An 18,446-nucleotide genomic window follows, 5' to 3' on the forward strand; every position below is an offset into this window, starting at 1 on the left:
GGTCGGGTCGGCCGGATCGGGCCGGCCGGATCGGGCCGGCCGGATCGGGCCGGGCCGGGCCGGGCCGACCGGATCAGCCGGCGTGCCCCGCGGCCGGGAAGAGGCGGTTCAGGTGGTGCTCCAGGACCGCGGCCGCGGCCTCCTGGGTGCGCTGGCCGACCAGGACGCTGGTGCCGAGCCCCGCCGACATGGCGAGGAGGCTGATGGCCTCGGTGCGCGGGTCCGTGTCGGGGCGGGCCAGTTTCGCGTCCCGCGCCTGCTGGAGGAGGGCGGTCAGCGCGTCCTCGGCGGCGTTGGGGTTGTCGATGAACGGCTGGGCGGCGAGGGTCGCGTCCGTGAGGGCGAGCGCGGCGTAGGCGGTGTAGACGATGTGGAAGGTGCGGCTGGGCCCGTCGGTGGGCAGTGCCTCCATCAGCAGCGCCTCGATCGTCGCGCGGGGTCCCGGATCGGGACCGGCGGCCCGCAGCCGCGCGGCGACTCGGGCGCCCAGACCGGCGGCCAGGTGCTGGAGCCCGTAGAGCAGCAGGTTCTCCTTGGTCTGGAAGTAGTACTGGACCAGGCGCAGGGACACGCCCGCCTCGGCGGCCACGTCGCGCATCCCCACCGCATGCAGTCCGCGGCGTCCGGCGACGCTCACGAGCGCCTCCGCGATCTGGGCGCGCCGCTCCTCGTGGTCCACGCGTTTCGGCATGTGCTGTGTCTCCGCCCCGTCGGTGCCTCTGGTCTGCCGCTGCCTGCCCGGCAGATTTCATGGTACCGCCGTATCAGCATCATGGTACGGTCGTATCAAAAACGGATGATGATCCTGGAGGTCCCCCGTGCCCGAGACCACGACCCGCAAACGCGGCCGCAGCAGCGAGCGCGTCCCGGCCGATGTCGGCCGCTACGTCAGCGAGGAACTGCGCGAGCGGTACTTCGCCGCCTGCGACGCCGTCTACGCGCTCGCGCCGGCCGCGGACTCCGAGACGGACATCGAGACGAGCTTCGGGACCACGCACGTCTACCGGTACGGCCCCGCCGATCCCGCCGCCGCCGGCCGGACCCCGGTGGTGCTCGTGCACGGCGCCGGCGCCAACTCGGCGATGTGGTATCCGAATCTGGCCGACCTGAGCGCCCAGCGCCCGGTGTACGCGATCGACACCCTTGGCGAGCCGGGGCGCAGCGTCCAGCACACCCCCATCCACCAGCCCGAACGCTCCGCGCAGTGGCTGGACGAGGTCCTCGCCGGCCTCGGTCTCGACCGGGTCCACCTCGTCGGGTCCTCGTACGGCGGCTGGCTCTCCCTGAACCAGGCACACCGCGGCCCCGGGCGGCTGGCTTCGGTCACCCTGCTCGACCCGGGCGGGCTGGAGAAGACCGGGGCCCGCTTCTTCGCCTGGATCTTCATCAGCCTGCTGGCGACCATCGCCCCGAAGCCGGTACGGCGGCGCGCGGCGGCCTGGCTGGACCAGCCGGTGCTCATCGTGCCGGAGTTGCGCGCCATGATCATGCTCAGCGTCCGGGCGTACCGGATCCGCCGCCCCACGCCGCTGCCGCTCGCCGAGGACGAGCTGCGCACCATCCGCACCCCGATGTACGTACTGCTCGGCGAGCACAGCCTGTTGGTGCACCCGGAGCGGCAGCGCGAGCGGGTGCCGCGTCTGGTGCCCGGCGCGACCGTGGAGATCATCGGGAACACCGGGCACGGGCCGCAGATCGACCACGCGCACGAGACGAACACCCGGATGCTGCGCTTCATGGACTCCGTCGACTGAGCGCCGCCCGGGGGCTCCGCCCGCGTCAGTGCCGCCCGGCCGCCCTCTGCTTGCAGCTACGGGCCACCTCGTCGGCGAAGACGCGGGCCAGCGGGGCGAGGGCGCTCCAGCGGCGGACCGCCCAGCCGACCGTGAGGGGCGGGAGGGCGGGGATGGGCAGGAGGCGCAGGGGGCCGCCGGAGCCGGGAACCTGCCAGCCGGGCAGCGCGGGCACGACCGCGTGGCCCAGGCCCAGTTCCGCGAGGAGCAGGGCGGTGTCCCAGTCGGCCACGCTGGTGTCGGAGCGGATCCGGATGCCCAACTCGGCGAAGGCCGAGTCCAGATGGGCGCGGGATGCCGAGCGTTCCGGGAGCCGGACGTGCCGGATGCCGGCGAGGTCGGCCGGCTCGATCCGGGGCCGGGCGGCGAGCGGGTCGTCGGCGCCGACCGCGAGCACCCAGGGCAGCTCCATGACGGGGCGCAGCTCGATCCCGCGGACCGGGCCGCCGATGGTGATCCAGGCGAGGTCGAGGTCGTCGGCGGCGAGGGCGTCGAAGCAGCTGCGGCTGGAGTTCTCGGTCTGGAACTCCAGGCTCACCTGGGGGTGGCGGCGGCGGAAGGTGACGACGGCCTCGGACATGAAGTGCCGTACGGTCGTGGCGCCGGTGGTGACGCGGACCGTACCGCTGTCGCCGCGTACGAGGTCCCCCAGGCGGCGCAGGGCTCCGTCGAGGCCCGCGATGCCGTCGGCGGCGGCCGCCTGGAGGATGCGGCCGGCTTCGGTGGGTACGACTCCGCGGGCGTGGCGCTCCAGCAGGTCGGCGCCGGTCTCCTTCTCCAGTCGGCGGATGTGCTGGCTGACGGCCGGCTGGGTGCAGCCGAGGTCGCGGGCGACGGCGCTGAGGCTCCCCGCCCGGCACACGGCCACGAAGACGCGGAGGTCGTCGAGAGTCATGACCGTCAAACTACCCCGGCCAACACCCAAGTCCTGCCTTGGGCCGTGATAGGAAATCAGAGGATTGACTTGGGTTTTCGGTTGGTCGAAGATCAACACAGGGCCCAGGGCGGCAACCCGTCCCCGCCCTCGCCACGGTCCGGACCCAGGCGAGGGCGGGGCGGGTGCCGACCCGCCCCTGCGTCAGGGGGTGAAGGTCCAGCGCTGCGCCGGGGTGTCGTCGCAGGCGGTACGGGTGAGCGGGGTGCCGTTGGCGGTCGCCGAGCCGGCCGGGGTGAGGCATTGGCCGGCGGTACGGAGGGTGCTCTGCGGGCCTGCCTGCCAGGTCTGGCCGGAGCTTCCGTCGCAGGTCTGGATGGTGATGCGGGCGGCGTTCGCACCGTCGAGGCAGACACCTCCGAGGCCGGTCAGGCGGCCGTCGCTCTGGAGCGTCCAGCGCTGGTTGGGGCCGCCGTGGCAGGTGTACAGGGTGGGTTCGGTGCCCGGTGTGGTGGCGCTGTGCGGGAGGTCCAGGCAGCTGGCGGAGGCGGCGTTGACGAGGGTGGCGTCGGCCGGAAGCGGGGCGGCGCGGCCGGTGAGGGTGAGCTCGGCGGCGCTGGTCCAGGGGCCCCGGCCGCCGGCCTCGGTCAGGGCTCTCAGGCGCAGGTAGCGGCCCGTCTTCGCCGACAGGGTGACGGACTTGGCGGCCGCCGTGTCGGCGAACGTGCCGGTCGCGACCGGGGAACCCCAGTCGGCGGTGGTGTCGGAGACGTACACCTCGTAGCCGCCGATCCGGCCGTTGGCGCCGCCGTCCTGGCGGGGCAGGTAGCCGAGGCCGTCCACGGTGTAGCGGGCGCCGAGGTCGATCTGGATCTCGTGCGGCAGCGGCGCCGGGGTGCCCGAGGACCAGGCGGTGTGCCAGATCGTGTCCGGCTTGCCGTCGAACGCGTTGACTGCGGCGCCGTTCTCCGCGCTGGTCTCCTGGCTGTCGGCGGAGACCAGGGTCCAGGCCGACTGCGGGATCGGGGTGGAGGTGGCGGGGATGGGACCGGCCGACGGGATGGTGGTGCCGGTGGCCGTGACGGTGAAGGCGCCCGACTTGGTACCGGTCTTGACCCAGAGGACGCCGGAGCGGTCGGCCGGGTCGAAGAACCAGCCGGACGTGGCGGCGTCGTAGGCGCTCTTGGAGGTGAGGCGGGTGAGCGCGGTCCCGTCCACGGTGAGTGTGCCGGGCGCGGAGGCCACGTGGAGGGTGAACTCGTATCCCCGGGAAGCCGGTTTGCCGGTGTAGCTGCCGGTGGGGGCGCCGACGGAGACGGTGACCGCGCCGGACCCGGTGGCGGGGGCGGTGACGTTCACCTGCTGGCGGGCGAAGGCGCCGGACTGGTGGGCGCGGGTCAGGCCGTCGTCCTCGTAGAGGCTGAAGGAGCTGTTCCCGCGCGGGTGGATGTCGTAGGTGAGGGTGGAGACGGGCTTCTCGCCCGTGTAGTTCATCTGCGGCCACATCGGCACGATGGCGCCGCCCTTGACGAACAGGGGCAGGGTGTCGAGGGGGGCCTGGTAGTTGTTCAGCCAGCCCGGGCCGGCGTACGTCTTGCCGGTCCAGTAGTCCGTCCAGGTGCCGGCGGGGAGGTAGATGCCGTCGCGGACGGAGGTGTCGGAGACGACGGGCGCGACGAGGAGGGAGTCGCCCGCCATGAACTGGCCGCTGGTGAGGTTGCCACGGGCCACCGGGTCGTCGGGGTACTCCAGGACCATCGCGCGGGTGCTGGGGACGCCGCTCTCGTGGGCGACGCGGCTCATCGTGTACAGGTACGGCATCAGGCGCATCTTGAGCTGGAGGTACTTGCGGTTGATGGACAGGTACGGCTCGGCGAACCGCCAGGGCTGCTTGTCCTGGTAGCCCGCGGCCGGGTTCGTCGCGCCCCAGCCGGACATGGTCATGAAGGCCGGGGTGAAGGCCTTCCACTGGAGGTCGCGGGTGTAGGTCTTGGGGCTGCCGCCGAAGATGCCGTCGACGTCGCCGGAGGCGTAGTTGAGGCCGGAGAGGCCCGCGCCGGTGATGGCGGGGACGTGCCAGCGCATGTCGTCCCAGGTTCCGTTGGTGTCTCCGGTCCAGACGACGGCGTTGCGCTGGGTGCCGGCCCAGCCGTCCACGGTCCAGACGTAGCGGCGGGCGTCGGAGTTCTTCTCGATGCCGTCGACGGCCTGTTGCACTCCGTTGAACGCGGTTTTGTAGCCACCGCCGATCCAGGCCACGTCGGTCTTCACGCCCCGGGTGCCGGCCACGCCCACCTCGTCGGCGATGGAGCCGAGGCCGGTGGAGGTCCACAGGCCGGTCTGGAAGCCCTTGGCCTTGAGGGCGTCCACGGTCGATTTGAGGGGCGCGGTGTAGCCGCAGCCGTAGCCGTCGTTGGGCAGGAACCAGCCCGAGGGCATGTCGGCGGCGCGGGCGTCGGTGGCGTAACCGACCACGTCGGGGGTGGTCTGGTGGCGCAGGCGGTTGTGGTCGCCCTGGTAGTCGGGGTTGGAGGCGTTGAAACAGTCGGCGTTGCCGAGCTCGAAGCCCCACATCGGCGCCATGAACGGTTTGCCGCTGACATCGGTGTACGCGTCGAGGACGGACTTGAGGGAGTCGCCGGTGAAGTACCAGCCGTCGAAGCGCTTCTCGTTGTGGGTGAGGGTGCTCGGGGAGTTGAAGCCGTACGAGCCCGGGGCCCAGGTGTTGCGCATGACGCCGTAGCCGTTGGTGGACATGTAGAAGGGGGCGGGGCTGGCGTTGTTGTTCTCGCGCCACTTGTTGTCGACGGCGACGGGGACGGTCTTGCCGCGCAGGGCCCACTCCCCCAGGCGCAGGCCGGTCCCGTAGAACTGCTCGTCGGCGCCGCGGGCCAGGTACTGGGTGGTCTGGGTGCCGGTCCAGGAGGTGGGCTGGGTCTCCTGCCAGACCGGGGTGGAGTTGTCGGCGCGGTAGACGGAGAACTGGAGCGGTGATTTGTTGACGCGGATGGAGAGGGCGCCGGTGGTGATGCGGTAGTACGTGCCGGCGTCGGTGTAACCGGTGCTGACGGGGCCGAAATCGGTGGTGGGGGCGAGGTCGGAACCGGCCGGGTCGTTGGTGAAGCCCCCGTCGGGCGACAGCCAGAGCCGGAAGATGTCGGCGCGGGCGATGACGACGCGGGCCTTGGCACCGCCGGACGCGGTGACGGTGAAGGTGTTGCCGGACTGGGTGAAGCCGGTGACGTTCCCCGCCGTGGCGGGGGCCGGGGCCGCGGCGGCCGGGGAGGCCACCGGCCCGGCGCCGGCCAGGCCGGCCACGGTGAGGGCGGCGGCGAGCAGGGCGGCGACGGGGGCGCGGCGCCGTTTCCTCTCGCGCGTGCGGTTGGGGAAGCGGATGCGGATGAGTCTCATGGGGCAGCTCCTCGTGCGGTCCGGATCGCGGACACACCGCTTTGGCATGCGCCTGGCAACATAGCGGCCCCTGGAGATCACTTGAAGGAAGATGCTCGAAGTAGTCTGCAAACAAGCAGCTTTGAGCAATCCTCAGCGCCGCGCCTCAGCCGGGTCAGGCGGTCGCGCGCGCCCGCAGCAGCCGCTTGTCCGGCCTTCCCTGGGCGGTCAGCGGGATCTCCCGCTCCCAGAACACGGCCGTCGGCCGGTGCGCCGGAGCCAGTGCCTCCACCAGGTCACAGGCCTCGTCGGCCGCCGTGGCGTCGGGCTCGCACCCCGGCGCCGGCACCAGGAAGGCGCAGACCTCCTCGCCGGTCACCGCACTGTCCCGGCCGACCACCACGGCCTGCGCGACCGCGGGATGCCGGGCCAGCGCCGCCTCCCCCGGCAGGCAGTAGACGTTGTCCGGTACGGGCACGTCGTGGACAGCCCGGTGCCCCGCCCCACCCCGGCGTCCGCCAGCGCCCCGGCCAGCCGGTGTACGAGGTCCAGCACCTCGGTGAAGTCCATGACGGCGCCGCCCGCACCGAGCGCCGGCCGCCCCGCGTGCCGCTCCAACGCCCCCACCAGATCCGTGACATACCGTGCGGCCACGTCCACCACCTCTCAGAGTCCGGGGACGACCGTACAAGCTTCGTCGCACCTGTTGCGGGGAGGCCCGGCGCCTGACAACCTGCCAGCACGCGCAACACACCGGCACACCTGAGGGGGAACATGAACCGTCAGCGCCTGGCAGTCGCCGCCATCGCAGTCTTCGCCCTTGCCTTCGTCGTGGCGTTCGGCGCCACTTCGCAGGCCCACTCGGAAGCCGGGGAAAAGAAGGTCGAGGTCATCAAGGGAGCCGACGACTCCGCCTCCTGACAGCTGATGATGGCCGGTATGACCACCGGATCCCGTGCTCGCTCCTTCAGCACCGCGGCCGCGCGCTACGCCGCCCACCGCCCCTCGTACCCGCCCGAGCTCTTCGACGCCCTGGAGGAACTCGCCGGCCTCGCGCTGCCCGGTGCCCGCGCCGCCGACGTCGGTGCGGGCACCGGCATCGCGACCGCCCTGCTGCACGCGCGCGGGGCCCGGGTGGTCGCGGTCGAGCCCGGCGAGGGCATGGCGGCGGAATTCCGCCGCCGCAACCCGCGGGTCCCCCTCGTACGCGGGGACGGCAACCGGCTGCCGTTCGCCACCGGCTCCCTCGACCTGCTCACCTACGCCCAGTCGTGGCACTGGACCGACCCCGCCCGCTCCGTTCCCGAGGTCCTGCGCGTCCTGCGTCCCGGCGGGGCACTGGCCGTCTGGTCGAACGACCCGGACGTCCGGGTCGGGTGGATCGCCGGTCAGCACGCGCGGATCGAGGAGCGCTTCGGTCCCGGCTGGTACATCAACGCCCGCGCGCACTCGCGGGAAGGACTGGAGTTCACGGCCCGCCTGCTGCCCTGGTCGCGCCGCGTCACGATCGACACCCATCTCGCCAAGCTGTCCACCCACTCCCTCTTCCTGATCCGTGAACCCGGCACGGACGCCTTCCTCGCCGAGGAGCACGCCCGCCTGACGGCCCTGTTCCCGGACGGCTGGGTCGAGGAGCACTACGTGGTCGACCTGAACGTGGCCCTCAGAACGGCGTGACGGCCAGGATCGGCGCGGCGGACGAGGTGCGCCGGTGGCCGCAGGGTTCGAAGACCAGGAGCACGGGCCGGCCGGGGCGCTGGCGCCAGGAGATGCGTTCCGGGGCGCGCTCGCAGACGGGGCAGCGGGGCAGGGGGCTCGGCTCCGGCGGGCACTCGGGTGCGGCCGTCAGCGGCGGCATGGCGTGCGGATCGCGCATGGGGACTCCCTGGTCCGGCGGTGGTGCTGCTGAGACTGTGCCATGGACCTGCCCCGGTGTGCACGGGCCAATCATCCAGTGTTCTGGCTGGTCAGAGGTCTGAGCGCCGGGGGAAATACGGTCCTCTGCGGGCACTTGGTGATCAACCGCTCGCGCGGGCGGCCTCCACCAGGCGCGATTCGTATGCCGCGATGACCGCCTGGGCGCGGTCGCGGACGCCCAGTTTGGCGAAAAGGCCGGTGATGTGGTTCTTGACCGTGGAGACGCTGATGTCCAGCTCCGCGGCGATCCCGGCGTTGTCGAGGCCGGTGGCCAGCAGGTGCCAGATCTCCGTCTCGCGCGGGGTGAGTTCGCCGGGGCCGGTGGTCCCGGCCGCCGGACGGGACCGGTGCGGGGTCCGCACGTAGGTGGAGATCAGCCGGGTGAGCAGCCGTGGCGCGACGGCGGCTTCTCCGGTGTGGACGGTGCGGATCGCGGCGATCAGCTCCTCGGGGGAGACGTCCTTGGGCAGGAACCCGTACGCGCCGGCGCGCAGGGCGGCCACCACGTACTCGTCCATGTCGAAGGTGCTGAGCGCGAGGACCCGGATCCCGGGCAGTGTCCGGGCCAGTTCCCGGGTGGCCTCGACGCCGTCGAGCACGGGCATCCGGATGTCCATGACGACGACGTCGGGCCGCGACTCCTGGGCCAGGGCGACGGCCTGGGCTCCGTCCCCGGCCTCGCCGACGACCTCGAACTCCGGGTCGGGGGCCAGGATCAGGGCCAGGCCCCGCCGTACCAGCGGCTGGTCGTCGGCGATGAGCACACGGATCATCGGTGCCGTTCCTCTCCCTCTCCCCCGGCCGCGGCCGGGCCCGGTGAGGCCGGGAGCCGGGCCGCCACCCTGAATCCGCCGCCGTCGAGCGCGCCGGCCTCCAGGGTGCCGCCTTGCAGGGCGACGCGTTCACGCATTCCGATCAGACCGTACCCGGACCGGGCCGCGGACCGCGAAGGCACCTGGAGCGAACCCGCGCCGTCGTCCCGTACCTCGACGGCGACCTCGTCCGGACGGTACGTCAGCTGCACCCGGGCCCGCGCCTCACCGGCGTGCTTGCGGGCGTTGGTCAGGGCCTCCTGCACGATCCGGAACACGGCCAGGCCTACGGACGGCGGCAGCGGCCGGCCCGGCCCGTGCACGGTGAACTCGGTGGGCATCCCGGCCAGGCGGGACTCGGTGACGATCCGGTCGAGGTCCCCGGTGCCGGGCTGCGGGGCCGGCGGGGCGTGCTCCGGCTCCTCCCCGGCCCGCAGTACGTCGAGGAGCTGGCGCATCTCCCGTAGGGCTATCCGCCCGGAGCCCTCCAGGGTGACCAGGGCCTCGCGTGCCACCTCGGGGTCGTGCGCCAGGTTGGCCCGGGCCCCGCCGGCCATCAGCTGCATGGTGGTGATGTGGTGGGCCACGATGTCGTGCAGTTCGCGGGCGATCCGGCGGCGCTCCTCGGCCACCGCGCGGTCGGCCAGCAGGGTGCGGTTGGCCTCGACTTCCCGCTGCCAGCGGCGGATCAGGAGAGCGGCGCCCACGACCTGGGCGACCGCGACGGCGTTGCTGACCAGTTCCCAGCCGGCCCCGGTCCAGTCGCCGCGCATGCCGACGAGGGACAGCGGCACCGTCGCGACAGCGCCGGCCGCGGTGACCGCCGGGCCGCGGAACCGGGCGACCGAGTACAGGGCGACGGCGAGGGCGGCGGCGAAGTGCGGGAACACCGGGGTGGTCAGGTTCAGGGTGATCCCCAGGACCAGGACCGCGCCCAGTGTCGCCACGGGCCGGTGGCGCCGGGCCAGCAGGCACAGATCGGCCAGGACCAGGAGGACGAAGGCGGGCACGGTGAGGGGCCGGCCGTCCTGCGAGGTGCCGATCGAGTAGCCGAGCAGGTCCACCGAGGCGGCCCCGATGGCCACGAGCGCGTCATTGCGTGTCCAGGTGAAGGCAGCGGCCCCCACCCGGCCTTCGCGGCATATCGGCATGCCCGCCGTCCCCCTCCGTACAGGTCGCTCGCTTACGTGAGCCATTCTCGCAAGCGGCGACGCGCCGTGCGCCGGGCCCGAGGGGGACCCCGGACCAGGACCGGAGTCCTGGTCCGGGGCCCGCACCGGACTCGGGTACCAGGTGCGAGGTCGTCCCGTGCCCCGACGTTCGGGGCCGCGGCCGGTGATGGGCTGGAGAGCAGCCGGGAAACCCCGGTACGGCGACTCTCCCGGAGGACCACGTGATCCGCGCCCTGACCCGCTTCGCGACCCGGAGTCCATGGAAGGTCATCGCCCTCTGGGTGGTGCTGGGCGTCGCGCTGACCTTCGTGGGCCAGGCTCTCGTCTTCCGCGCCACTCAGGCCAGCACCGGCGAGTTCCTGCCCGCCACCTACGATTCGGCGGCCGCCCTGAAGGTCGCCGAGCGGCACTTCGGGGTCAAGCCCGACGCCAACCCGCTGACCGTGCTGGTGGCCCGGTCGGACGGTGCGCCGATGGCGGCCGCCGACGAGCGGCGGACCGACGCCGAGGCCACGAAGCTGACCCGGCGGTGGGTCGCGATGCCCAAGTCCAAGGACGCGCCGCCCTTCCTGGTCCAGGACCACTCCCAACTGCCGCGGGTCAGTCCGGCGATGACGGCGCCCGACCGGAGTTTCCGCTTGCTGTCCGTCGAGTTGACCGGCAATCCGACGGATCCCGGGATGCAGGACCTCTACCGGGCCTTCCGGGATCAGACCCGGGCCGCGTTCGCGGAGGCGGGCCTGCGGACCGGTTTCACGGGCGGGCTCGCGGACAGTACGGACACGGCCGAGGCCGGGAAGACCCGTTCGACGGTCGTGGGCATCGCCATGCTCGCGGTGATCGTGCTGTTGCACGTACTGGTGTTCCGCAGCGTCCTCGCGGCGCTGCTGCCGCTGCTCGTGGTCAGTGTCATCGGCGGTGCGGCCTCCGGCGCGGTGGTCGGCGCCGCCATGCTCACCGGCATAGAACTCGACTCGTCCACCCCTCAGTTGATCAGTGTGGTGCTGGTCGGCATCGGGATCGACTACTTCCTCTTCCTGCTGTTCCGCTTCCGCGAGCAGCTGCGGACACGGCCCGAGCAGTCCGGCCGCGCCGCGGCGGCCGAGGTCGCCGGCCGGGTGGGTACGGCGATCACCTCGGCCGCGCTGACCATCGTCGCCGCGTTCTCCACTCTCGGGGTCGCGTCCTTCGGCCAGTTCCGGGTGCTCGGCCCGGCGATCGCGGTGTCCGTCCTGGTGATGCTGCTGGGCAGCCTCACCCTGATGCCGGCCCTGCTGGCCGTTACCGGGCGCAGGATGTTCTGGCCCTCGCGCGCCTTCAAGCGGGAGCCCCGCGAGGGCGCTGCCGGGCGGATGGGCCGGCGGGTGGCGAAGCGGCCGCTGACATTGGTCCTCGCCTCGGTGGCGCTGCTCGGTGCGCTGGCCGCGGGGCTGGTGGGGATGCGGGTGGACTACGGGCAGAGTGGCGCGGGCGGCGAACGCACCGCGGCGGCGGCCACAGCCGCCGAGATCTCGCATGCCCTGCCCGCCGGTGTGTCGGATCCGACCAGCGTGTTCGTCACCGCGCCGGACGGCGGCGCCCTCACCGCGGACCGGGTCGGCGGGCTGTCCCGGGCGCTGGCCGGGGTCGACGGCGTGGGGCAGGTCGCTCCGACCGTGCTGAGCGAGGACGGCCGGGCGGCGCGGATCGACCTGTTCCTGACGGCCGATCCCCAGGGCCAGAAGGCCCGCGACCTGGTCTCCGGGCCGGTCCGGGAGGCGGTCGCAGGGCACAAGCCGGCCGGTACCGAAGCTCATGTGGGAGGCACTCCGGCGATCTTCGCGGACATCTCGGCCGCCGTCGACAAGGACCTCAAGCTGGTCTTCCCGGTCGCGGCGGCGCTGATCGCGCTGATCCTGCTCCTTCTGCTGCGGAGCCTGCTCGCGCCGCTGGTCCTGATGATCGCGGTCGGGCTCGGGTTCGCCGCCACCCTCGGCGCCTCGACCCTGGTGTTCCAGCACGTCCTGGACCGGCCGGGGGTGGCCTTCTCGCTCCCGCTGGTGCTGTTCCTGTTCGTGGTCGCGCTGGGCACCGACTACAACATCCTGATCAGCGACCGGATCCGGGAGGAGATGGAGCGGCCGGGTCCGGCCCGGGCCGCCGTGGCCAGGGCGGTACGGCACACCGCACCCGCCATCGCGACGGCGGGACTGGTGCTGGCCGCCTCGTTCGGGAGCCTCGCCGTGAACCCGGCCCCCTCCACCCAGCAGGTGGGCTTCGCCACGGCGCTCGGGATCCTGCTCTCCGCGTTCCTCCTGTCGATCGTGCTGGTGCCCGCGCTGGCCGCCCTGCTGGGCCGTTCCCTCTGGTGGCCGCTCCGGCCTCGGCCGGCCGCCGATGAGCGGTGCGTGCCCGAACCCGAACGGGTCCCGGTGGCCTGAGGCCGCGAAAACGCCGGCGCCCGGAGGACGTACATCCTCCGGGCGCCGGCGTTTGCCGTGCTCAGGCGAGCTTGTCGAGCTTGTCGAGTTCCGGATGGTCCGTCAGCCAGGCGCGGACCGCCTCCTGCTCCTTGCCCTTCCCGGTCTCCTGGATCTTCGCCTCCAGACCGGTCAGCTGCTCCTCGGTCAGCTTGAACGAGCTCAGCCACTTCGCCACCTCGGGCTCGTCGGCGGCGAAGCCCTTGCGGGCCAGGGTGTGGATGCCGTCGCCCTTGCCCCAGGCGCCCTTGGGGTCCTCCAGCTTGGTGAGCTCGTAGGTGGAGTAGGCCCAGTGCGGGGACCACAGCACGACCGCGACCGGCTCCTTCTTCTCGTAGGCCCGCTTCAACTCGGCGAGCATGCCGGGGGTGGAGCCGTCGACGACCTCGTACTCGCCGTCCAGTCCGTACTCCCCGAGGACCTTGTCCTTGAGGAGGGACATGGCGCCGGCGCTCGGTTCGATGCCGATGATCCTGCCCTTGAACCGGCCGGACTTGCCCTTGAGGTCGGCGAGCGAGCGGACGTCCTTCATGTACGAGGGGACCGACACCTCGATCGAGGTGGGGCCGTACCAGGAGCCCAGGTCCTCCAGCTTGTTCCCGTACTTCTCCCAGTACTGCGCGTGGGTGACGGGCAGCCAGGCATCGGTCTGGACGTCGAGCTGCCCGCCCGCGAGACCGGTGTAGAGCGCGCCGGCCTCCAGCTGACGGGCGTCGACCTTGTAGCCGCGGCGCTCCAGCAGCTCCTTCCAGAGGAAGGTGGAGGCGATGCCCTCGTCCCACGGGATGTAGCCGATGGAGACGGTGCGGCCCTTGCCGATGTTCGCGGCTCCGGCCGGCCCGTCGCCGGTGGCCGCGCCGCCGAAGGTGCTCAGGGCGCCCGCGACGAGGGCGAGGATCACGGCGCCGGTGGCGGCGTAGGCCGGCTGGGGGCGGTGGTTCCACAGCCGGGCGGCGCCGCTCGTGGCGGCCTGCGCCTTGCCGAGGGCGCGCCGGCCGAGCGGGGAGACCTGGCGGCCGAGGGCGCCGGTCATACGGTCCAGGTACATGGCGAGGATGACGATGGAGACGCCCGCCTCGAAGCCGAGGCCGATGTCCACATTGCCGATGGCCCGGTAGACGGCGCCGCCGAGCCCGCCGCCGCCGACCATGCCGGCGATGACGACCATGGACAGGCCGAGCATGATGACCTGGTTGATGCCCGCCATGATGGTGGGCAGCGCCAGGGGCAGCTGCACGCGGACCAGGGTGTCGCGCGGGGTGGTGCCGAAGGCGTCGGCGGCCTCGACCAGTTCCCTGTCGACCTGGCGGATGCCGAGCTCGGTCATCCGTACGCCCGGCGGCAGCGAGAAGATGATGGTCGCGATGATGCCGGGCACCACGCCCACCCCGAAGAAGATGATGCCGGGGATGAGGTAGACCATGGCCGGCATGGTCTGCATAAAGTCCAGGACGGGCCGCAGGACGGCGCTCACCCGGTCGGAGCGGGATGCCCAGATGCCCAGCGGCATCGCGAACACCAGGGTGACGAGGGTGGCGACGAGGACCAGGGAGAGCGTGGACATCGCCTCCGCCCACAGGCCGACCGAGTCCACGAGCGCGAAGCCGGCGAAGGCGAGCAGGCCCGCGAGCAGCCCGCGCAGCCACCAGGCGGCGACGGCGAGGATGCCGGCGAGCAGCAGCGGGGCGGGGGCGGACAGCGCGGCGTCGATACCGTCGTAGAGGCCGGTGACGAGTGAGCTGATGGCGTCGAACAACCAGGACAAGTGGCGCTGGAGGAAGTCGACTCCGCTGTCGACCCAGGCGCCGAGGTGCAGGCGGGGCATCAGGCGGCCACCTCCGCACAGGCCATCGGGGGCCGGTGTTCGTCGCCGATGAAGGCGATCAGGCGGTCGTGCGGTACGGAGCCGACGAGTACGCCGTCCGCGTCGGTGACGGCGACCGGGTGCGGAACCCGGGCGCTGACCGCGCAGAGCTCGGCGATTGGGGTGTCGGCGGTGACGGTGGGGCAGCCGCAGCCGTCCGCGCCGGCGGGGGCCTCGTCCATGACCGCGTCGGCGGTGAGCACCCGCGAGCGGTCGACGTCCTGGAGGAAGGAGGCGACGTAGTCGTCGGCGGGGCGGATCAGGATGTCCTCGGCGGTGCCCTGCTGGACGATGCGGCCGTCGCGCATGACGGCGATGGCGTCGCCGAGTCGCATGGCCTCGTTGAGGTCGTGGGTGATGAAGACGATGGTCTTCTTGAGGCTCCGCTGGAGTTCCAGCAGCTGGTCCTGCATGTCGCGGCGGATCAGCGGGTCCAGCGCGCTGAAGGACTCGTCCATCAGGAGCAGGTCGGCGTCGGTGGCCAGCGCGCGGGCGAGGCCGACGCGCTGCTGCATTCCGCCGGACAGCTCGTCGGGCCAGGACTTCTCCCAGCCCCCGAGCCCGCACAGCGCCAGTGCCTCGGCGGCGCGCCGTTCGCGCTCGGCCCGGGGGACGCCCTGGACCTCCAGTCCATAGCCGGCGTTCTCCAGGACGTCGCGGTGCGGGAACAGCGCGAAGTGCTGGAACACCATGCTGATCTTGGTGGAGCGTACGTGGCGCAGCTCACGCGGGGTGAGCGCGGTGAGGTCTTCGCCGTCGAAGAGGATGCGTCCCGCGGTGGGCTCCAGCAGTCCGTTGAGCATGCGCAGGAGCGTGGACTTGCCGGACCCGGACAGACCCATGATGACGAAGATCTGGCCCGGTTCGACCTGGAATGAGGCATCGATCACAGCGGCCGTCGTGCCGTCGGCGCGCAGCTCGTCACGGCTCGCGCCGCGTTCGAGGGCGCGTACGGCGGCCGCGTCGGCCGCGCTGGCCGCCTTGGCCGCCTTGTTGCCGGAGTGCCCTCCGAACACCTTGTACACGTGCTCGGCCTGGAGCGTGGACACATACACCTCGCGGGTCGTACCGGGTACGGCGCGCGCCGGCCATGGCGGCCGGGCGGGCCGTGGAGCGGTGCGGGATCCGCCCGCCCTCGCGCCGGCCGCGTCGCGACAGGCGGAAGGGTCCGCTCCACGGGCGCGGGTGCCCGGGCCCGGCCGGCGCAAACGCAGAGGTGACCCACCTCACGCGGATACGCCGGCCCGCGCGGTGTCAGCGCTGGAGCGGCGTGGCCTCGGGCTCGGGCTCGGGGTCCTCCAGCATGGAGGTGCGCAGGTGGGCCAGGATGCGTGTCAGCAGCCGCGAGACCTGCATCTGGGAGATGCCGAGGGCGGCGCCTATCTGGGCCTGTGTCAGCTCCTGCCCGAAGCGCATCCGCAGCATGCTGCGCTCGCGGTCGGTGAGCTCTTCGAGCAGCGGCGCCAGGGTCTGGACGTCCTCGACGAGCTCCATGGCCGGCTCCTCCTCGCCCATGACGTCGGCGAGGGTGTGGTTCTCGGCCGGGCCCTCGCCGTGCTCGGCGTAGGGGGCGTCGAGGGAGCCGCTGGTGTGGCCGTTGGCGGCGACCAAGCCCTCGATGACCTCGTCCTCGGTGAGGGACAGACGCTCGGCGAGGTCGGCGACCGTCGGCGAGCGGTCGAGCAGGACGGTCAGCTCCTCCTTCGCCTTGGCGATGTCGATGCGCAGTTCCTGGAGGCGGCGGGGGACGCGGACGGCCCAGGTGGTGTCGCGGAAGTGCCGCTTTATCTCGCCTGTGATGTACGGCATGGCGAGGGTGGAGAACTCGTTCTCACGAGCCGGGTCGAACCGGTCGATGGCCTTGATCAGGCCGATGGTGCCCACCTGGACGATGTCCTCGATGTCCCCGCCGTCGCCGCGGCCGCGGAAGCGGCGGACGGCGTACTGGACGAGTGAGGCATTCATCTCAATCAGGGTGTTGCGGACGTACTGGTACTCCGGAGTGCCTTCGGTCAGCTCGCGGAGTCGCCGGAAGAAGACCCTCGACAGCTCCCTCGCGTCCGCGGGGGCCACCTCTCGGGGCTCGTCGATACGGGGCAGCCCCGCTACCCGGGCGGCCTCGTTGCGGGCGCGGCGGGGGTGAGGGACGGCCGCGGCGGCGGTGGCGGTGTCGGCGGTATGGGGGGAAGGGACAGGGGCCGGCATGGGGTTCGCTCCTTGGGCTTGTCGGCTTGCGGCGCGGGACCTTGACTGCCGTAGATGGTGGACCCCTTCTTGTCATACGTCAAGAATTACCGGAAATACTTTTCACGTCTTGCATCACATGAATCGTGTAACGCATCATGAGCGCATGGGGAGCATGCCGCAGCGGCATTACTGGACATTTCTGACGAATCACGCGCGCGTTCTGGTGGCCATCGCCCGGGACCCGGCGGTTCGTCTCAGGGATGTGGCGACGGTCTGCGGACTGACCGAACGCACCGTGCAGACGATCGTCACCGACCTGGAGTCGGACGGGTACCTGCGCCGTGTCCGCGACGGCCGGCGCAACCGGTACGAGATCTCCGCGGGCGCCGTCTTCCGGCACCCGGCCGAGGCCGGGGTCCAGGTGTCCGGGCTGCTCGCCCTGCTGACCGGCGCCCCCACGGCCGCCGAGGCCCAGGCGCAGGTCGAGGCCCATGTCGAGGCGCAGCTCCAGGTCCAGGACGACCCCCAAGGCCTGCCTTCCGGATCAGAGCGGGCCCGCGACCACGCGGTCACGGATCAGTAATCGGGGAACAGCCACAGCTTCTGGTCGGCGGCCGCGGTGACGAAGCGGCTCAGCGCGGCTATCGCGCTGAGCGCGGTCGGAGCGCCGTCACCGAGGTCCAGCTCGGCGGTGCCGGCCGCCTCGGCCTCCGCGAGCCAGGCCTCCAGGCGGGCGGCCAGTTCGGCGACCTCGACCGGGTCGGCGAGTTCGTAGAGGCTGACCTCGAACTGCTCCTGCATCCACTGCTGGTAGACACCGCCGCGGAAGCCGAACACCATCCCGTCGGAGGGCCACCACAGCCCCTCCCGGGCTCCCCGGGGCACCGCCTCGAAGGGGGCGGGATCCGCCGGCGCCATCCAGCTGAAGGTCACCAGCTTCACCAGCGTGGCGTGGCCGGTCACGCCCGCGTCGCCGGGGCGTACTGCGTATACGTCAAGTCCCATACGGAGAACCCTGCCAGGCGGCACTGACAACACGCCCACCGGCCTCGAAGCCCCCTTACGTGACGCGGAATCCGGCGGACTCGCGGTCGCGGTGGATGGTGAGCCGGTCCCAGGTGGGGAACGCCAGGTCGGTCACGGCGAGCAGTCTTCCGGAGCGGTCGTGCACGGTGCGCCGTACGCTCAGGCCGCAGGCCGGGGATGCGGCGGCCGCCGCCGGGGGGCTGGTCCGCGTCATGGTCATGGTCATGGTCATGGTTTCGGCGACCCGGCCGTCCAGCGCGGCCCCGTCGAGCCAGCGGCGGAGGGGGCCCGGGTCCTCGTCGCGGTCCCCGTCGCTGCCCCCGGGCCGGTCGCGGTAGCCGGCCAGGTCGGGGGTTTCGGCGACCACGCGCGGGCAGATGTACGTCACGGCCTGCCGGAGGGTCTCCCCCGCAGGGCCGAGCTCGCGGTGGTGGTGGACCAGGGTGCGCTGCCCGCCGCTCATGCGGAGCAGGGCGGCGAGCGAGGGCGGCACGGTGACGAAGGCCAGCCGGCTCTGCGCGGGAGCGGCGGGGCGGGCGGCCGGGGAGGCCGACGCCACCGGGCGGGTGCCCCGGCGGCCGGTGACGACCAGTCCGTCCTCGCGCAGGTGCTGGAGGGCGGCCCGGACGGTCTGCCGGTTGACCTGGTAGCGGGCGGCCAGGGTGCGCTCCGAGGGCAGCTTTCCGCCGGGGGTGTGCGCGGTGCGGTCGAGTTCGTGCCGCAGCGCTGCGGCGATCCGCTGGTACTTGGGCATGACGGCCGGGCCGCCGCCCCGCGAAGGGGAGGGCATGGCTTCTCCTCTGACGGGTGGTCAAGGACTGCGCGCTCTGCCGGACCAACGTAGCATTGGTCTATACCTTTCGGTACGGGGTCCCGGGGACCCCGACCACCTTGGCCGGATCCCTACCCCTGGTCCCGTCCCGCTACGTCCAGCTAGTGCCGTGGCCGGAAA

17 protein-coding genes are annotated in these 18,446 nt (G+C 72.3%); 5 read left to right on the forward strand and 12 right to left on the reverse strand.

Going from position 1 to position 18,446, the window contains the following annotated elements:
* Window positions 1-73: 73 nt before the first annotated feature.
* The gene (locus tag J7I97_RS21935) at window positions 74-691 is read right to left on the reverse strand and encodes a TetR/AcrR family transcriptional regulator (RefSeq protein WP_214937512.1); all 618 of its coding nucleotides are present in this window, start codon (window positions 689-691) and stop codon (window positions 74-76) included.
* Window positions 692-818: 127 nt separating this feature from the next.
* On the opposite strand from J7I97_RS21935, the gene J7I97_RS21940 reads away from it, so the two are divergent.
* Entirely contained in the window at window positions 819-1,754 is a 936-nt protein-coding gene (locus J7I97_RS21940) for an alpha/beta fold hydrolase (protein ID WP_214937514.1), read from the forward strand.
* A 25-nt stretch (window positions 1,755-1,779) separates the two neighbouring features.
* On the opposite strand, the gene J7I97_RS21945 is transcribed toward J7I97_RS21940, so the two are convergent.
* From J7I97_RS21945 to J7I97_RS39965, 3 genes are all read right to left on the reverse strand, one after another.
* On the reverse strand, window positions 1,780-2,688 hold the full coding sequence (locus J7I97_RS21945; RefSeq protein ID WP_214937516.1) for a LysR family transcriptional regulator: 909 nt from the start codon (window positions 2,686-2,688) through the stop codon (window positions 1,780-1,782).
* A 183-nt stretch (window positions 2,689-2,871) separates the two neighbouring features.
* A complete protein-coding gene (locus tag J7I97_RS21950; protein WP_214937519.1) occupies window positions 2,872-6,078 on the reverse strand; it encodes a TIM-barrel domain-containing protein in 3,207 nt (1,068 codons plus the stop codon).
* 154 nt (window positions 6,079-6,232) lie between these two features.
* Window positions 6,233-6,535 (reverse strand): hypothetical protein, encoded by a 303-nt coding sequence (locus J7I97_RS39965; protein WP_308369301.1) that lies wholly within the window; start codon window positions 6,533-6,535, stop codon window positions 6,233-6,235.
* A 296-nt stretch (window positions 6,536-6,831) separates the two neighbouring features.
* On the opposite strand from J7I97_RS39965, the gene J7I97_RS21960 reads away from it, so the two are divergent.
* Both J7I97_RS21960 and J7I97_RS21965 read left to right on the forward strand, forming a co-directional pair.
* Window positions 6,832-6,978 (forward strand): hypothetical protein, encoded by a 147-nt coding sequence (locus J7I97_RS21960; protein ID WP_214937521.1) that lies wholly within the window; start codon window positions 6,832-6,834, stop codon window positions 6,976-6,978.
* A gap of 18 nt (window positions 6,979-6,996) precedes the next feature.
* Window positions 6,997-7,734: a class I SAM-dependent methyltransferase gene (locus J7I97_RS21965; protein WP_214937523.1), complete on the forward strand. Its 738-nt coding sequence runs from the start codon at window positions 6,997-6,999 to the stop codon at window positions 7,732-7,734.
* On the opposite strand, the gene J7I97_RS21970 is transcribed toward J7I97_RS21965, so the two are convergent.
* From J7I97_RS21970 to J7I97_RS21980, 3 genes are all read right to left on the reverse strand, one after another.
* Complete coding sequence (locus tag J7I97_RS21970) at window positions 7,721-7,933, reverse strand: hypothetical protein (RefSeq protein WP_214937525.1); 213 nt, start codon at window positions 7,931-7,933, stop codon at window positions 7,721-7,723. The two genes, J7I97_RS21965 and J7I97_RS21970, sit on opposite strands and share 14 nt — an antisense overlap.
* A 142-nt stretch (window positions 7,934-8,075) precedes the next feature.
* On the reverse strand, window positions 8,076-8,747 hold the full coding sequence (locus J7I97_RS21975; protein ID WP_214937526.1) for a response regulator transcription factor: 672 nt from the start codon (window positions 8,745-8,747) through the stop codon (window positions 8,076-8,078).
* Window positions 8,744-9,937: a sensor histidine kinase gene (locus tag J7I97_RS21980; RefSeq protein WP_214937527.1), complete on the reverse strand. Its 1,194-nt coding sequence runs from the start codon at window positions 9,935-9,937 to the stop codon at window positions 8,744-8,746. The genes J7I97_RS21975 and J7I97_RS21980 overlap by 4 nt, the downstream gene beginning before the upstream one ends.
* Window positions 9,938-10,179: 242 nt before the next feature.
* Here J7I97_RS21980 and J7I97_RS21985 point away from each other — a divergent pair, with 242 nt between their 5' ends.
* Entirely contained in the window at window positions 10,180-12,378 is a 2,199-nt protein-coding gene (locus J7I97_RS21985; RefSeq protein ID WP_214937528.1) for an MMPL family transporter, read from the forward strand.
* 61 nt (window positions 12,379-12,439) lie between these two features.
* On the opposite strand, the gene J7I97_RS21990 is transcribed toward J7I97_RS21985, so the two are convergent.
* The 3 genes from J7I97_RS21990 to J7I97_RS22000 form a co-directional block, all read right to left on the reverse strand.
* Window positions 12,440-14,242 (reverse strand): ABC transporter permease/substrate binding protein, encoded by a 1,803-nt coding sequence (locus J7I97_RS21990; protein ID WP_214937529.1) that lies wholly within the window; start codon window positions 14,240-14,242, stop codon window positions 12,440-12,442.
* Window positions 14,242-15,336 carry a glycine betaine/L-proline ABC transporter ATP-binding protein gene (locus tag J7I97_RS21995; protein WP_214937530.1) on the reverse strand — a complete coding sequence of 365 codons (1,095 nt, stop codon included), beginning with the start codon at window positions 15,334-15,336 and terminating at the stop codon, window positions 14,242-14,244. The genes J7I97_RS21990 and J7I97_RS21995 overlap by 1 nt, the downstream gene beginning before the upstream one ends.
* Window positions 15,337-15,535: 199 nt before the next feature.
* Entirely contained in the window at window positions 15,536-16,486 is a 951-nt protein-coding gene (locus J7I97_RS22000; protein ID WP_214937531.1) for a SigB/SigF/SigG family RNA polymerase sigma factor, read from the reverse strand.
* Window positions 16,487-16,631: 145 nt separating this feature from the next.
* Between J7I97_RS22000 and J7I97_RS22005 the strand changes: the two genes are divergently transcribed.
* The gene (locus J7I97_RS22005) at window positions 16,632-17,051 is read left to right on the forward strand and encodes a winged helix-turn-helix domain-containing protein (RefSeq protein ID WP_214937532.1); all 420 of its coding nucleotides are present in this window, start codon (window positions 16,632-16,634) and stop codon (window positions 17,049-17,051) included.
* On the opposite strand, the gene J7I97_RS22010 is transcribed toward J7I97_RS22005, so the two are convergent.
* Window positions 17,045-17,473 (reverse strand): hypothetical protein, encoded by a 429-nt coding sequence (locus J7I97_RS22010; RefSeq protein WP_214937533.1) that lies wholly within the window; start codon window positions 17,471-17,473, stop codon window positions 17,045-17,047. The two genes, J7I97_RS22005 and J7I97_RS22010, sit on opposite strands and share 7 nt — an antisense overlap.
* Before the next feature lie 55 nt (window positions 17,474-17,528).
* Window positions 17,529-18,284, reverse strand: a complete 756-nt coding sequence (locus tag J7I97_RS22015; RefSeq protein ID WP_214937534.1) for a winged helix-turn-helix domain-containing protein — start codon at window positions 18,282-18,284, stop codon at window positions 17,529-17,531.
* Between the last annotated feature and the right edge of the window lie 162 nt (window positions 18,285-18,446).

The organism is Streptomyces sp. ISL-87, assembly GCF_018614095.1.
GTDB lineage: Bacteria > Actinomycetota > Actinomycetes > Streptomycetales > Streptomycetaceae > Streptomyces.